Raw genomic sequence first — 17,922 nt, forward strand, 5'->3', positions numbered from 1 at the left:
TCATTATCTATTATGATAATTCATGTTAAAAAATTTGGGTAGGAGACTTTCCGTAATGTTTTCTAAACACAGTACTAAAATATGCAACACTTGAAAAGCCGCTTAATTCACTCACTTCGGTAACACTATACTTTTGCATTTGAATTAACTCCAAAGAAAAATCTAAGCGAATACTTTTGATAAACTCACTGGGCGAAAGGTTAGTTAATGATTTCACCTTTTTGTATAACAAAGAAGAGCTCACGTTCATAGCAGCTGCAAAATCATCCTTTGAAAAGGAAGAATTATTAATATTCTCTTTTACCACTTCCACCATTTTTTTTAAAAAAACATCATTTAGCTCATTATCAAACAAACGTTCTTTATTTTCATCATGCTTTATAATCTTTAATGCTTTGTCTCTAATTATTTCTCGATTATGTATAATAGAATTAATACGTTGCTTCAATATTTTTATATTGAATGGTTTTGTTAAATAATCATCTGCGCCCAAATCAAATCCTTTAATTTGCTTGTCCTGATCTGCTAACGCTGTTAGCAGTATAACGGCGATATGAGATGTTTCATAGGTAGATTTTATTTTATGACAAAGTTCAAACCCATCCATACCTGGCATCATGATATCAGAAACGACTAAATCAGGAGACTTTTCAGCAATAATTTTCCATCCTTCACTTCCATCTTTTGCAACAAAAACTTCATAATAATCATGTAAGGCCGATGACAGAAAATCTTGCAAATATTCATTGTCTTCCACAATAACAACTCGCATTCTGCACCGCTCATCCTTCGGTTCATGAGTGCCCACATCTATATTACAATTATTTATTTGAGAATTATTATTCGTCCTTTCTGCATTGGTAAAAGTTTTAATTTTACTATCCTTTTTTATGGGAATGGTAACAAAAAAACGGGCACCTTGATTCGTTTGACTTTCCCATTTTATGGAACCACCATGTAAGAGAACATAATTCTTAACCAATAACAATCCGATCCCCGATCCTACAATCTTTGCGTTAATCGCATTTTTACCGCGATAATATTCTTTAAATAAATGTTTTTGAGCTGCTTTAGAAATACCAATTCCCTGATCAGTAACTTCCAAAACCCATTTCTTTTCAAAGCACTGAAGATTTACCGTTACCGGCGTATTTTCAAATGCATATTTTATTGCATTAGAAAGTAAATTATCCAAAACTTTTTCGATAATAATTTCATCAATAAAAGCGTTACACGTTTCTAAATTTGAATGATAAATAAGCTGTAGGTTTCTTCTTTTTGCAGCGGCTTCAAACATTCTTATTCGTGCCTCTACAAACTGAACGATATCCACCGACTTTAAATATAAATTTTCCTTGCCCACATCTACTTTCTGGAAATCCATTAGTCGTGTTACCACATTAGAAAGACGGCGAGATTGCTCTATGGCTAAATGTAGGTATTTTAGACCTTGCGAACTTAAACCTGCTTCACTATTCAGCTCCTCAATCGGCCCATTTATCAAGGTCAATGAGGTTCTTATATCATGGGCAGTATTAGCAAAAAATCTGATTTTTTCTTTTGAATGTTTTTCTTTTAAACGATGTATCTGAAAAAGAAATAGAACAATACCGATACCAAAAATAATCAATAACAATATTAATTTAAACCACCACCTTTGCCAATAGGGAGGTGTAACATCTAATAAAAGTTCTCTTTCTCCTATGATTTCTGAAATAGAAGAATCATACATTCTAATTTTAAGGGTATAAGTACCACTGGGAATGTTGGAATATGATAATACTCTGCTGTTAATGGGTTTACTCCACTCAGTATCCAAACCCTCCAGTTTCCATGAAAATTTCACTTCTCGAACTGATGTTCGAATAGGAATTAATTCCAGACTAATATTATTCTGATAATAGCTTAATGATAAAGAAGTTAAGCTATCCAAAGGAGTATTAATCTCCAGATTATCCATTTCTCTAATGGAATGACCATTAATGTTAATCTCCTGCAAAAACATTTGACCCGTATGTTTCTTTGACTCCAGATTAAGAGGATTAAACATAACCGCACCATTATTGGTTCCCCAGAGTAGACTTCCATCTTTCATCAAGCAATGCGCTTTACGGTTAAAGGATATGTTACTCAATCCTCTAATATCATTAAATGTTTTAACCTTATAATTTCTTTCATTTAATTTACAGACTCCATTTTCGGTTCCAATCCAAAAATAGCCATCAATATATATAATCCCATTGGTAAAGTTTGAGGGAAGTCCTTCGTCTTCTGTAATATGCAAAACACTATTGTTTGCATAGTTATATTTAATGACTCCATTCCCCGTAGTACAAATCCATATATTATCATCCACCAAGCACATATCAACAATTAAGTAACCTTCCAATAATTTTTTTATTATACCTGTTTGTTTATTCAATACAGATAAACCATGAACTGCTCCAATTAGTATATTTTCGGCATCATAATTTAACATTACACTTACAACAATATCTTCATAAGATGATAATTTTCCACTTGCATTGGAATGGTGAATTAAATTACCTCTAATACCACCAATCCACACATCCCCGTCTAAATCCTTATGGATATCAAATACAAAATCAGAAATAAAATCTTTCCCTTTTTCTTTTTCTGAGAAATGTGCGATTTCTTTGTCTGTAACAGCATCTATCACATATACACCCGAAGAATAGGTTCCAGCCCATATCCTACCTTTTTCATCTTCACACAATGACAAAAACACCTGTGCATCATTGGCATTATCGTAATAAAAAGATTTCCACTTATTCTTTTTCGGCATAAACTTACTAATTCCATTATTGGTTGCAAACCAAAGGTTTCCATTGCAATCTTCCAAGGTTGAATTAACATGATCATTAATTAATGAATTGGTATTTTTAGTAATATGACTAATTTTCGTAACCTCAGATTGATTAACATCCATGTAAGACGCTCCACCCGTATAAGTACATACCCAAACCTGGTTATTTGAATCACAAAAAATATCATATACCCCATTACCTTTTAGGGAATTAGGATTATCTGTTTTTTCCTTTAAAACAGTAAAAAGTTCAAGCGTGTTTTTATCAATTCCCCAAACACCCTGACCATCAATACCAATTAACAATTGGGAGTGTTTAAAATTTTCAATAGCTAAAATGGGCTGTTTGGGAATACCCTTCACATTCTTTAATACTTTTTTTGCTCCATCTATTTCTAACACAAACAAACCATCCTCCATAGTACCAATCCATACAGCATTCTTCTTTTCATTAATTTTAATATATGAAACAGAGTTTATGGTACCTTCTGGAAAAACAAAAAACACCTCATTTGTGTGCGTATTTATATTTAAAAGATATAAGCTATTGTCTACAGAAATTAATAAATGATCCTCCCCATACTTCTGCATATAATTTATATACTCTTTGGGAGCGAATAACTTTAACCCATTTTTTGAGTCGTAACGAAACAAACCAGAAGAAGAAGAAATCCATAAACGCCCTCCATTATCAACAAGTAATTTAGAAACAAACAGGTAAGGATTTCTTACTGATTTTGCAATATCAACGAGCAATAAAAACTGATCTTTTATCGGATCATAATCAAATATTTGTCCGTTGTTGGTATAGGCATATAGCTTTCCCTTAAAAAAGGAAAGCCGTGTTGTAATAACATTGACATTTTCATAGGGTAGCTTGTAAGTACGTATATCATTCTTAGAATACCTAACAATTCCCATCTTTGAGGAAATCCATATAAATCCATTTAAATCACTACATACACTATTGGTTTCTCTAATAGAAATTCCAAATTTATCATTTAAATTAAAAAACTTGACATTGGGATTTTCAATCGAAAAAATACTATTGCAATTAATGAATAATATAAGACCAATTATCCACCCTTTCAAAATCACACTCCTTATAGTTAGAAAACAATGCATTGTTCATTACTTTTTAAAACATCCCCCAGTCTGATCATAACGCATTACGGACATCAGCACAAATACAGTACGGAATCGTTATGAATTTCTACAATAATAATTTGTTTAAAAAACAAAAGATGGACGTTATCTTTAAAACACGAAGACAGCAAAGTTTATAGCTTTGCTGTTTGAAAAAATTGCTTATTGCTTAGAAAAATAAGTAAATTATCCCAAAAAAGATATGACTAAATCATACCGACTCTAAGATGTTTTTTTATTATAAAAATTCTAAAATAAACAAAATATTTTACATTATATTCTTCGTTGCTCTAATTCCTTTTCTATTTTAATTTCCATTTTTTTATTGATTGAATAAAAGAAAAGCAAGCTGGTTGCTATTAAAAAAGGAATGGCCGCAAATATACTCACTAACATCTTGGCACCAGTACTAACTGATTCTGGCTGCATAATAACCTGTCCCTCAGCCACCACTCCCATATTCACATAACCATACAAACCTAAAATCCAGGCAACCAAAGCTCCACCAATAGAGAGGCCAGCTTTTAAACCAACCATCATAGCCGAAAAAATGATAGCAGTAGCCCTTCGGTTGTTCTTCCATTCAGAATAATCTGCAACATCTGCAATCATAGCCCAAAGTAAGGGAGTGGTTATACCATAGAAAAATCCGTGAAATATTTGTGATCCAAAAATAAAGGCAATATGCTTAGGTGATAAAAAGAAAAAAACCAATATAAACAATGTTGAAATAAGCAAGGTTACACCAAAGACATCCCTTTTACCATACTTATCCGCTAGCTTTTTCGAGAAGCCAATGCCAACTAACATAAAAATTATACCTCCGGCATTAAACAACCCAAAACCTGCTGATACTGGATCTGATCCAAAAAAATTTAATCCTATACCTGACAACAAAGTAAGTATCGGCTCAATAAAAGCTGTTAAAGCTGTTTCATCTATATAATAGTTGAAATAATAAACATAGGAACCTCCTTTCAAAGCCAGGGTTACAAATACTAAAATAGTTAACACCAACATAATCATCCATGGTCTATTTTTCGCTAAGTCTCCCAGATCTTTTTTTAGTGAAGATGTCTGGTTGGCTGCTGGAACTACCCTTTCTTTTGTTGTAACAAAGGTTATTAATAACATAATGGTACCCATCACTGCCATCCATGTAAGCACCTGTTCTATACCTGCTGCTTTATTTCCTTTACCCAGATATTCTATAATGGGCAACATAAACACCTGCACAAAAAACTGAGCAAACAACACCGCAACAAACCGTATTGAAGAAATACTATTTCGCTCCGCCATATCGCCAGTAAGCACACCACTAAGTGCCGAATATGGTAAATTACTGCAAGCATACAAAAGTAATAAAAGTGTATATGTTACTGATGCATAAATAAGCTTTCCTTTATAAGAGAAATCTGGTGTAGAAAAGGCCAAAAGAGCCATAACCCCCAATGGTATAGCTGTAAATAAAATCCATGGTCTAAATTTCCCCCACCTCGACTTTGTTCTATCTGCCAAAATTCCTATTATTGGATTAAATGAAAAGGCAGCTACCAAGCCAACAATCAGCATAATAAGAGAAGCATGGTTATTCTTTAGTCCGTATATATCTGTATAGAAATAGGCTAAATAGGTTATGAGAGTTTGAAACACCAGATTGGCCGCTAGATCGCCCAAACTATAACCAACTTTCTCTAATAAAGAGATTTTTTTTGTATTTAAATTCATATGTCAAATTATATTATTCAAGTTTCATATGAAACTTGCCGAGACTAATCATCTTCCTGTGTGTATGAAACAAATTCTCATGGCTCGTTTTCTGTTTAAAAATTAGCAAAACTTCACTAAGTTGTATAAGTTTCAAACATTCACCTGTGTGTTCAATTATGTGCGCTGTACATACTAGGTTCATGCATTTAAAATTTTGCATTTTTTTCTTTAAATATTTACACTCCCCTCCAATGTTTTTATTGTACCATCATTTTTATATTCCAGCTCCACAACCTTTATACTTCTGAGCCACGTTTTGCCTCCTGAGGGAACACAATCGTGATAAAACAAGTACCATTTACCTCTAAATTCAACAATAGAATGATGTGTAGTCCATCCAACTACAGGCGTAAGAATGACTCCTGCATAGGTAAAAGGGCCGTAAGGACTATCACCCATGGCATAACACAGCAAATGCGTATTACCTGTGGAGTAAGAAAAATAGTATTTGCCATTATAAGTATGCATCCAAGATGCCTCAAAAAATCTACGATCATGATCTCCCGCTTTTAGAGGCTCTCCATTGTCATCCACAATGAGAACATTTTTAGGATCCTCTGCAAAAGCCAACATATCATCCGACAGTCTTGCTACTTTAGGACATAAGCAGGGTTCATGATCAGCAGGTTCCTTACCACATTCTTGTGCTTTATTGTTTCTATATCTTTGCAGTTGACCTCCCCACAGTCCACCAAAATACATATAGTGGTCACCATTTCCATTATCAAATATACAGGGATCAATGCTATAACTGCCTACCATTGGATATTTTTCAGGAATAAAAGGTCCTTCAGGCTTATCACTCAAAGCCACACCAATACGAAAAATATCATTTTTGTCTTTCACCGGAAAATACATATAATATTTACCATTTTTTTCGGCCACATCAGTATCCCACATCTGGCGTCCTGCCCAATGCACATCATCAATATCCAAAGCAACACCGTGGTCTGTCACACTTCCATTAATATCCTCCATAGAAAACACATGATAATCCCGCATATCAAAATGATCACCATTATCATTTTCCGGAATACCTGATTCTATATCATGTGATGGATAGATATATAATTTATCATTAAAGACATGAACTGCCGGATCTGCAGTATACATATTATCAATAAGATATCTCGCTTTCTTCATTACCTTTCAATTTAATTTTGTAACCTCATATTTCCAGCAGCCTCAATAATTGCTTCCACCACCGGTTTAGCTTTGTTTTTTCGATCAAACAACAAAGGATAATCTGTTCTTCCGTGAATAGGCCAATTATTCCGCCACGACTGAGCATCATTGAGTCCCCATAATGTAACTCTCGAAATTTTATCCTGATGTTTTAAAAAGACCATAAATAAATCGAGGTATTTTTTTTGGAGCGCAGAATCAACTTGTTCAGGAAGACCCTCTTTATATGGATCCATCTCTTTTGAATATTCAAATCTATTTGCCACATCAGCACCATGCATATCAAAAGGGTTAGGTATGGTAGTCACATCCAATTCTGTAATCATTACTTTTACACCTGCTGCCGAATATATTTTTATGCTTTCCTCAAAGTCATCCACAGTAGGCTTATTCAACGAACAGTGTCCTTGCATCCCGATCGCATCAATTCTAAGTCCTTCCTCTTTTAAATCTTTAACTAATTTAACAACTGCATCTCTTTTTGCAGGACTGGTCATTGAATAATCATTGTAGTACAACTCAGCTTCCGGATCAGCTTCATGCGCAAATTGAAAAGCTAACTTGATATACTCTTCACCTATAATGGAATAAAACTTTGTTTTTCGCCAGGAACCATCACCTTCAATTGCTTCATTGACCACATCCCACCCACGTATATGGCCTTTATATCGGCCAACAATGGTTTGAATATGCTTTCTCATACGTTCAACAAGCACTCCTCTAGAAACATCTGCACCATCCTCATCAACAAAAAACCACGGTGCTAATTGTGAATGCCAAATAAGGGTATGCCCTGTTATAAACATATTATTCGCTTCTCCAAAAGCAACAAACTTATCTGCAATATCAAAGTTAAAAACATCTTCTTGCGGATGTATTTCTTCACACTTCATACTATTTTCTGTCACCACAGAATTAAAATGCTTTTTTATAAGTTTAACAGAACTGGAGTCTTCACCTAAAATTTGTGCTTCATCCATCGCTGTTCCAATTAAAAACTGGCCATCAAATGCCTGTTTTAAAGACGGTTCACTTTTTACTCCTTGCTCTTGACATGCTATTGTTAATAATCCAACAATAGCCGTGACAAGCATTATGTTATTTAATAAATATTTCATATGTATATATTTTTCTTTCAAAGGTCATATGGAACTTGCCAAAATCAATCATCCCTCAGTGTGTGAAACAATTCCCATGGTTCATTTCCAATAACAACTCTGATCACATGTGCACAATAATTTGTTTCAACAGAACTGGTTTCAAAGACTTATAATTCATTTTAAATGGAAAAGAGATCATTAATAATGCCATCACTATCACAAAGAAGGAGTTAAATATTAACTCCTTCTTGATAGGCTATATTAATTATATCCAGGGTTCTGATAAGCAGCCTTCTCTTCTTCAGTCATATCCATGGAATCAAACTGACTTAAAGGAATAGGACGCAAATAAGCTGATTTTGGAATAGTACGCATTACAGTAACCGGCGTATGATCACCTTTTTCTGTTCCACAAATTGTATAAGATCCAGCTCTTGATTCCCATGTTTGTGTTCGTGCCAAATCGAACCAACGCTGTCCCTCTCCAAAGAATTCACGCGAACGTTCATCCAGGATGTAATCGATGGTAATATTCAATGGAGTAGCGGCCATCATAGCGGCACTTTTGTCCTCTACCTTTTCTACTCTGTTATTATTATCCCATCTCCATTTTCCGGCACGAGCACGAATAACATTGATTAATTCATACGCACTGCTAGAGCCCGAAGCCCCTTTAACTGCGGCTTCTGCGGCTACAAAATACAATTCAGAAAATTTAGCAATAGGAAAAGGACGTGTATAGGCCACATTGGCTTGCCCCATCGTGTTTCCATTATCGGTACGATAAGGACCCAGTTTCCATAGCCCAGGATACATTAGTCTACTGATTCCCTCTGGAGTTACCACCCAATCAGCTCTTCCGGGCATCACACCGGCTCCTACACCACTATCTCCTGCATCCGTAGGATAAACCACATTGCCCGGATCAGAATCCAAAAAAGTTAAAATTGGATCTTCCATCACAACAGGTAAGCTATTGGCATTATACAACACCTCCGCTGAATTATTATTACGTTGCCAATTACCTCTGTAAACTGTTGTAAAGGTGCCATCATAGCGTGAGTCATTTGTTTTATCGGCAAAAGTGTTAATAATAGCTTCTTGTATAGGTGCCACTCCAGCCCAAGGGCGACCATGAGCCTGTACTGCTTCACGTCCAATAGAAACAACAGGATCCCATGTTGAGCTTGATTTAGAACTTCTTAATTCGGTGTAGTTCCAAGTTGGAAACCAAGGAGCAAAATTTCCGGGAGAACTTCCAGACCCCCATCCATTCACTGTTACTCCATTATAAAGACTACTTTCTTCAGTATGATCCGCATAAAGTAACATTTCTTTGTGCCGATCATTAGAACCTTCGTTTACATCATAAAAATAGTCCAGTAAACCATAAGTATCACCTGCATTATCAATTCCCTCAATAGCAAAATCATAGGCTTGTTGATAATACCAGTTGGCATCATGACCATCCGGATCTACACGGCTTGTTTCTGGATACGTAGGAATATTATTCGGATTTTCGAGCCACCATGCATAAGTCAAATAAGCTTTGGCTAGGTATAAACGAGCTACTGTTTTACTGACCGCTCCTGTTAAACGAGGTACATCATTTAAATCATTTACAGCCCTTAATAAATCCGGAAAAATAGACTTAGTATACACTTCAGGTACTGTATTACGAACAGAAGTTCTAACGGTTGAAGTATTGAATTTCAATTCACCTGCACCCAAATCCAAAGGAACTCCGCCAAATGTTTGCACCAGTAAAAAGTAATCAAATGCGCGAAAGAATCGTGCTTCTGCTATATAAGCTTCAGATATAGTGCCCACTGCCTCAGCATTTTCGATGATACCATTGGCTGTATTGATATTAGAAAACACGCCCCATATTCCTCCATAGGGGTTATTTTCAGCAGATATCTCACCTTGGCCCGAAAAGTCAGCTCTCTTTGAATCATTGTTCACATTCTGCCCCCAGGTTTGTTCATCCGTACCTGACTGCATACCAGCATAATAATATCCACTTCCAAAAAAATAACGGGTATGGGCATATAATGCCGTTAATCCTCCCATCACACCATTTTCTGTTTTAAAATAATCTGGTGTATAAATACTCCTGGGCTGCTCTTCTAATATATCTGAGCAAGCTCCCATCAACAGCGTTCCAACTAACGCAATTACACTTAAAGATTTAATATATAGTCTATTCATTGTTTAAGCCATTAAAATGTTACATTAATACCGAACAAGTAATTTCTAGTTGTGGGTGTATTAGTACCAATCGTTAGTAGTCGTTTTTGCTTATCATCAAAAGCCACCGCTGCATTCTCATTTGCATATGAATTGGTTTCAGGATCCATACCTGACTCATCATTAAATGGAGAAAATAACACAAACGGATTTTGTGCAGTAGCATACAAGCGCAATTTATTGATACCTATCTTTTTAATAAAATCCTGCTGAAAAGTATAACCAAGAGTAATCGTACGAACTTTCAAATATGAAGCATCAAAATAAGAAAGAGAGTTTAAATACCTTGGTGAATCACCTCCAATACCACCCGGTTTAGGAAACGTAGCGTTTTTATTGTCTTCAGTCCAATAATCCACATCAATATTACCTCTGCGTCCGGTTAATATATTCAAGTACCCTCTCGAGCCATAAGGTGTTGCGATCAGCAGGCCTCCTTTTTGAAAAGCTCCCACCATACTTAAATCAAAACCCTTATAACTTACATTTGTATTAAACCCTCCCATAAAGTCAGGTTCCATACTCATTACCTGACGATCTTCTGGCCCAATGGCACGCACGGGAGAACCGTCAGAATTATATTCACCAGTATATTTTACTTTAATCATTCCTTCATTTCCACCTGGTTCATATTGCTCTAAATACTGATAATCCGGATCTGTTGTATTCCAAAGACCCACGGCTTCATAATCGTAGATCACATCAATTGGTTTTCCCACAAACCACCAATTATCCCGGTCTTCGGTTTGTCCTGAGGCAAGCTTGGTAAGTTTGTTTCTATTGGCATATAAATTGACCCCTACACTCCATGTCCAACCATTATAATTGTCAAGTATTACGCCATCCAACGATAATTCAAAACCTTTATTTTCAGACTCTCCTATGTTCGCCATATAGTTATCAGAACCTGATGTTTGGGGTAATCCCACTCTAAAAAGCAGGTCGCTTGTTTTCGCAACATAGTATTCAATGGTACCAGACAAACGAGCATTCAACATTGTAAAGTCGACTCCATAGTTCATAGTAGACGTATATTCCCATCCCAACTCAGGATTTGGCAACTCATTAACATATAAACCTGTTCTGAAATCAGATCCAAAATTATACGGCCTGGAATCCAACAACCCCAATGTAGAATATGGATCTACGGATTGGTTAGACGCCACACCATAACCAACTCTTAACTTTAAAGAGTTTACAATATCTAACTGATCCATAAATGACTCGTTTGCCATATTCCACCCTACCGATACAGCAGGATATGACACCCATTTATGTCCTTCAGCTAATCTTGATGATCCATCAGTACGATAGCTAAGCGATACCATATAACGATTATCGTAACCATACATCACACGTGCCATATATGATTTTAATCCACTCTTATAATAGCCTTGTTTAGATGGATCTACTATTGGTTGATCGTTGGCACGTCCTAGGTTATAAAATTGAAAAGCATCAGACGGAATATCTGTGGCTGAAACATGCGATTTAGAATACAATTCTTCTTCTGCCGAATACAAACCAACAACATTCAACGAATGGCTTCCAAAATGCTTATCGTATGATATGACGTTTTCAACGGCCCAGCTTGTGGTATTTGAATGGCTTACCGAAGCCGAAGATTTTGTATCTTCGTTTACCTGAAATACACCCTTACCATTATAATCACCACTATTACTCTGACGATAATTTAAACCAACATTCATACGATACTTAAGTCCCTCTACTCCAGGTATTTTAACTTCTGCAAAAATAGAATTATATGAACTTGTTGCCTTTGTTTGATCAATCCAGCTATCCCCCAAGGCATTCACTGTTTTACGAGTATAAGTCCATTGGTCATCTAAAGGCATACTAAACACTCGTTTTATAGAACCATCCTGGTTATATGGATTCACAAGAGGTGAAGAATTTAGTGTTCCATATACACCTAAATTACTTCCATTATTAATGGCATGGTTACTATTGGTTGTCATTCCAACCTTTATAAATTCACCAATTTCTTGGTCTATTGAGCCTCTTATTGAAATGCGGTTGTAATCCTGACCGGGAAGAACAGCTTCTTCTTTATAATAACCAACACCAAAGCTATAACTTGATTTTTCAGTTCCTCCATTAATACCTACATCATGACTGGTAACCATACCATTGGCATACAATAAGTCCTGCCAATCGGTATTCACATCATCAGACTCATCTAGCGTATTATCATAAATACCTGCGGCCTCACGAAGTTTAGCAAAATCAGCTCCATTCATCATTGGATATTCACCAAAAACTGTTTTCACACCATAATATCCATTGTATGAGATTTGGGCCTCCTGCCCTTTGGTTCCTTTATTTGTTGTTATCATAATAACACCATTGGCTCCACGCGATCCGTAAATAGCCGTTGCAGAGGCATCCTTTAATATATCCATACTTTTTATATTAGAAGGACTGATATCACCGATAGATCCAGCAAAAGGAATCCCGTCTAATACCACCAAAGGGTCATTACTTGCATTCAAGGAACGCACTCCACGAATACGAATTTGCATATCGGCACCTGGTTTGGTAGATGTTTGGGCCAACTGAACACCTGCCACACGTCCTTGTAACGCCTGCGACACATTCGCTGAAGGCATTTCTCGAACAATATCTCCACGCACAGAAGACACAGAACCAGTTACAGCTTCTTTTCGTTGGGTACCATAACCAACAACAACGATCTCCTCCAGATTTTCAGTGTCTTCAATCAATACAACATTCACCACATTTTTTCCATCAATCGGAATTGCTTGATTTTTGAAACCAATAAAACTAAACAACAGTCTTCCGGTCTCAGGAACTTCCAAACTATAGGCTCCATCCGTATTAGATATTGTTCCAATGGTTGTTCCTTCCAAAACAATGCTTACGCCAGGAACAGGCTCTCCACTACTGTCTGACACAATACCAGTTATACTAATATTTTGTGCCCACATGAAAGCAGGCAAAAAAAATATTATCAAACCCAGCACAATGAGTTTTCTACTTTTTTCATCGTTTTTTTTCATAAAAAATTTAGTTTAATAAGATGAATTAATTATAAAGCATATGTTAGTTGTGATGCTGTAAATCAAACTTTTGTTTTTTCAGTTCTTCCAACTTATAAATAGGATTGTCAACCCCATAAGGAAGGGCTTGTTTAGAAAAACTTTGAAAATAAAGCAAGCATGCATCACGCCACCAAATAGCTTCTTTCTCTTGAATTTTCAATTTCTCATTCACTTCAATAAATTGCTGTGTAGCGATATTAGCTTCTAAGGATTTCCATATTTTTCGGAAACTTCGTACTTGATTAACTCCATCCTGGTAGTGATAACACAACTCTTCCCATAAGGAGTTACCATTCTTTAGTTCATAATTCCACGATAAATGATGAAACCAAAGTAAATATTCTAGAGGGCATGACGCTTCATTATCAAAAAGCTCTCTTAGTGGTTCTGCATATTGTTCAGTCGCATTGGTTCCTGATGAAGAACGATTAAAACCAATACCTAAACTATCCGCCTTATGATAATAAGAAGGGAGCCAATCCGCACGCGCATTGGGGATCACACACCAAGGTTCCGGCCCATAATGATGATCCCAACCCATCAGATGATGCAAGCCCAGCGGTGTCATATAATTAACCACTGCTTCGCGCGACTTCATCATCATGGATGCAATCTCTTTAACCGCATGCTCATCCTGTGTTAATGTAAGACGAATCCACTCCTTGGCTATGTGTCTTACATTTAATGATGGATTCCAGGCCAAACGACCAAATACATACCAATTGCTTTGTGCAAAATGGTGACCGCACCAATTATTGTCGGATCCGATATTAGCAACTCCTGCAATACCACTAATTCGTTTACTATTTTTATTACTGCTTACCTGAGCAACAGTAGATCCTCTTCCATTAGAATAAGTATCACTCCACAAAAACTCTTTATATAAGGTACCCAAATAAACTAAATGGCTTGAGAATCCCAGATACTCCTGCGTAATCTGCAGTTCAGGCATTAGAGAAGTTCCCTTCATTGCGCCAAACAAAGGGCTGAAAGGCTCTCTTGGCTGAAAATCTATGGGGCCATTTTTAACCTGAACAAGTACATTTTTTCGGAATTTATTATCTAATGGCATAAACTCCTCATATGCTTGCTTAGCTCTATCATTACCATTGGCATTATATACAAATGCACGCCACATAACAACTCCTTCATAAGGCGCTAATATATCCGCTAACATATTCGCCCCCTCGGCGTGGGTACAACCAAAATCCATAGGCCCGGGCTGCCCTTCGGAATTGGCTTTTACTAAAAAACCACCAAAGTCAGGTATCAACTGATAAATCTCCTCCACTTTGTTTTTCCACCATAGAACTACGTGTTTGTCTTTGGGATTAGCTGTTGCTAAACCATCTAAAATTGCCGGTGAAGAAAAATTCACAGACAAATAAACCTGTATTCCAAAAGGACGCAATACCGAAGCAATGGCTTTTACTTTTAACAAATACTCCGGTAATAAAATATCAGGACTCGCATTTACATTATTCAACACAGTACCATTAATACCGATAGATGCATTGGCCTTCGCATAACTTATATATCTCTTACTCAATACATTAGGCAAGTCATCCCATTTCCATATCGATCGTCCTGCATATCCTCGTTCAACAGACCCATCTAGATTATCCCAATGGTTTAAAACCCTTTTTTGATAGCTAGGAACTTCAATAATATTTAATGATGATAAGTTTATTTTGCTGGTTTGAAGTAAGCGTAAATAATGATAGACCGCGTACAAAACAGAAACCTCTGTATTGCCTGTTAAAAGAATAAGCTTCTTAGAGGCAATATATTTAATAATAAATCCCTCCTCTCCTAAAGAAGTCATTTCGGTATTGCTTATTGCCGCATCTACAAAACCACTATTCTTTAAGGCAATTACAATATTACCAGGTTGAACCTCATTTTGATAATTTATAGTACAATCAAACAAGCCTTCCAGTCCACTAACCAATTCTTTTTTGGCCAAATCAAAAGTTGTACCCTCCCCTATTGCATTTACAAAATTTGGCTTTAAATGAACATTTGCTTTCAGAATTTTATTTTGAGCAAACCATAGCTCCCTACCGTCATACTGCGATTCGGCAATAAGCGGGATAAATAATAAATAAATAAATATAAGCGATGTGATTTTCATGAATGTTTATTCTAAGTCAATAATTTTTCATTCTCAAAAATCAAATTTAACTAGGACCGTATATAATAACTTTTGATTTGGGACATATGATTTTAAATTTTAGATACAAAATTTTAGAATTTGTTACATTACTTTATACTTCAACTATATATGGTCTTATTTTTAAAAAAAAGCACTTCTTTGTTATGAATAAAAGGGTTCTTCAAAGGCATTTCCTCAAAGTATCATTAGAATATCTATTATGAGAGAATCATATAAGATCCATCATGCATATATCCTCGTAGAACAGTGATTCTCTAACATATTCCACATGGCCATTAACCAGAAAAGCCTGCGCTCCTAATGGAACGCAGGCTTTTCTGGTTAAGTCAGCTATATCAGCAAAAAATATTTATACCTTCTCTACAGCTTGTGGTACAAACATTAATTCCAATTCCTGTTTATAAGCTGCCAAATCAGTCAACACTTTTTCTTTCATATTTTTCAAACAACTATCACCCATTGAGAACATCTCTTTATAATAAGAGATACCATCCTGTAAGTTATTTTTAAACAGGTTAAAATACTTTACCTGAGGAGGTGTAAAATCATCCTTACATTCCTCAATTTTATTTTTAAGATAATCCATATAAATTTTTAATTCTTTGATAAACACATTGGGTCTATCTTCATTAAAAAGACTACTGGTTTTACCATATATATGCCCTATCATTTCTTTTAGGGAGCTTATCTTATTAAAATATGCTAAGTTAGGTCCCGGACAAACCACAACACCATGATTACCCTTAGAGAGGGGCACCTTATGAAAATCCAGTACAGTATTACCAAGGCCGACACACAAACAAGCTTTTTCTACCAATTTTTCCACTTTTGCTTTTAATTCTACCGGGTTGGAAATCGTTTTCTTCAGCTCTTCAATTTTGGTTCTCTGATACTGCACTGAAGCAGTGCAAATAGGATTTTTGGTAAATTCGGTATTAAACTGTAAAAATTGTTTTAGACATGCCGCACCAGGTTTTCCGGCATCGATACGTTTTTGCTTTTCAATATCGGCCCAATTTCCTCTAATGGAATTGAACGGAACGCCCAATGGAGATATATCACTCAAATAAAAGTCCTCTTCTGTTCCCTCTTGCAAAACTTTCTGAGTAAATTCATCAACCGTAGTTGCCTCAGGCACCAATAAAAAAGGAGAACCCCAACCAACTGATTCTATTCCATAATAATCGATAAACATTTGGTGCTCTTGGGCATCACCAACACCTCCTTGTACTGTATAAGCAATAGGTAAAGCTTGTTGTAATTCTATTCCCTTTTCCTTCTTTAGCACATCAGAATATCCGGCATATAACATATCTACCAGCTTTTCCCTATTGTCTTTAAACTCCTTTAAAATAGGGCCTAATAAATAACCGTCTGAAGCGAATGCATGACCTCCACAATTTAATCCAGACTCTATACGAAACTCAGAAACCCAAAGCCCTTTTTTCGCGAGGAATCTTCCTTGAATCATGGCCGAACGATAGTCACTCACTTTTAGAACAATCTTTTTTCTCAACCACCCCTCTTCATTGGGATAAAAATCATCGAAGGTAGCCATATAACCATATAAACGTGGATTCATCCCAGCCGAAAGAATAAGCGAAGCCTCTAATTTACTATCTGCAAAACCTTTTAGTGCTGAATGTGCATCATTATACTCCGATGAATATGCCTCCCCTTCTTTATTAAAGTTAACACCATCTAATTTAGTCATAATATTAACATCTATACTACCGGGTAACATTAGACTGCGTAATTCTTCCTGAAGCTTTGTTTTTTGATCACCTTCTGCCTCTATCATTTGGTCGTACCGAATTTTGAGAGATGAATTTTGTGGCAATAAACTAAAGTACTTGCTTATTTCGCTTCCTTCTTCAAAAGGAGATTTTTTAAGGTTTTCAAACTGTTCCTGAACCAAGTCTTGCACTAAGTTTAGATATTGACACACAATAGATGCTCTATTCTTCGGATCTGAAGCATCTAACAATTGGAAAGACAGACCATTTTCTTTACTATGAATCTCTATTAATTGATTCATTATATGATGATCGCTCAATGGAATAACCGAATGGATTCCATATTTTGCCACTTTCAAAGGAGATTCGATCGTGTATCCTGTTCCCATTACAGGAATGTGAAAAGTATGCAGTGGTTTATTTGTCATAAGTAATAAATTATTTTTAAAGCCGCCAAGTTAATAATTGCAAACGGCTTAGTAATCTCTGTAAATGTAATTAGATAATAAAATCGGAAAAATTACTAATTCGTACAAATTGTACAAATAGTCTATTTTTTTTGGAATATCTTTTTCGATCGTGCGAGTAAACTATTTTTGCTAAAAGCGTTCATAAGCATAACGCTTCCTCAACAAATATAGACAAATTA

Annotated in this window: 8 protein-coding genes; all 8 read right to left on the reverse strand. The window is 35.8% G+C overall.

What is annotated here, in order from left to right:
- Nucleotides 1-25: 25 nt before the first annotated feature.
- The 8 genes from CYTFE_RS0106795 to CYTFE_RS0106835 all read right to left on the reverse strand — a co-directional run bounded on the left by CYTFE_RS0106795 (nt 26) and on the right by CYTFE_RS0106835 (nt 17,701).
- Complete coding sequence (locus tag CYTFE_RS0106795; RefSeq protein ID WP_162150074.1) at nt 26-3,748, reverse strand: hybrid sensor histidine kinase/response regulator transcription factor; 3,723 nt, start codon at nt 3,746-3,748, stop codon at nt 26-28.
- 498 nt (nt 3,749-4,246) lie between these two features.
- Entirely contained in the window at nt 4,247-5,701 is a 1,455-nt protein-coding gene (locus tag CYTFE_RS0106800) for an MFS transporter (RefSeq protein ID WP_027471204.1), read from the reverse strand.
- A gap of 210 nt (nt 5,702-5,911) precedes the next feature.
- Complete coding sequence (locus CYTFE_RS0106810; protein ID WP_027471205.1) at nt 5,912-6,886, reverse strand: glycoside hydrolase family 43 protein; 975 nt, start codon at nt 6,884-6,886, stop codon at nt 5,912-5,914.
- 11 nt (nt 6,887-6,897) lie between these two features.
- Nucleotides 6,898-8,046 carry an endo-1,4-beta-xylanase gene (locus CYTFE_RS0106815; protein WP_027471206.1) on the reverse strand — a complete coding sequence of 383 codons (1,149 nt, stop codon included), beginning with the start codon at nt 8,044-8,046 and terminating at the stop codon, nt 6,898-6,900.
- A 243-nt stretch (nt 8,047-8,289) separates the two neighbouring features.
- A complete protein-coding gene (locus tag CYTFE_RS0106820; RefSeq protein WP_027471207.1) occupies nt 8,290-10,239 on the reverse strand; it encodes a RagB/SusD family nutrient uptake outer membrane protein in 1,950 nt (649 codons plus the stop codon).
- A gap of 11 nt (nt 10,240-10,250) precedes the next feature.
- Nucleotides 10,251-13,319, reverse strand: a complete 3,069-nt coding sequence (locus CYTFE_RS0106825; RefSeq protein ID WP_044213977.1) for a SusC/RagA family TonB-linked outer membrane protein — start codon at nt 13,317-13,319, stop codon at nt 10,251-10,253.
- A 43-nt stretch (nt 13,320-13,362) separates the two neighbouring features.
- Nucleotides 13,363-15,495, reverse strand: coding sequence for an alpha-glucuronidase family glycosyl hydrolase (locus CYTFE_RS0106830; RefSeq protein WP_027471209.1), 2,133 nt, complete (start codon nt 15,493-15,495; stop codon nt 13,363-13,365).
- 391 nt (nt 15,496-15,886) lie between these two features.
- The gene (locus CYTFE_RS0106835) at nt 15,887-17,701 is read right to left on the reverse strand and encodes a hypothetical protein (protein WP_027471210.1); all 1,815 of its coding nucleotides are present in this window, start codon (nt 17,699-17,701) and stop codon (nt 15,887-15,889) included.
- Nucleotides 17,702-17,922: the final 221 nt, after the last annotated feature.

Source organism: Saccharicrinis fermentans DSM 9555 = JCM 21142, from assembly GCF_000517085.1.
Lineage (GTDB): Bacteria > Bacteroidota > Bacteroidia > Bacteroidales > Marinilabiliaceae > Saccharicrinis > Saccharicrinis fermentans.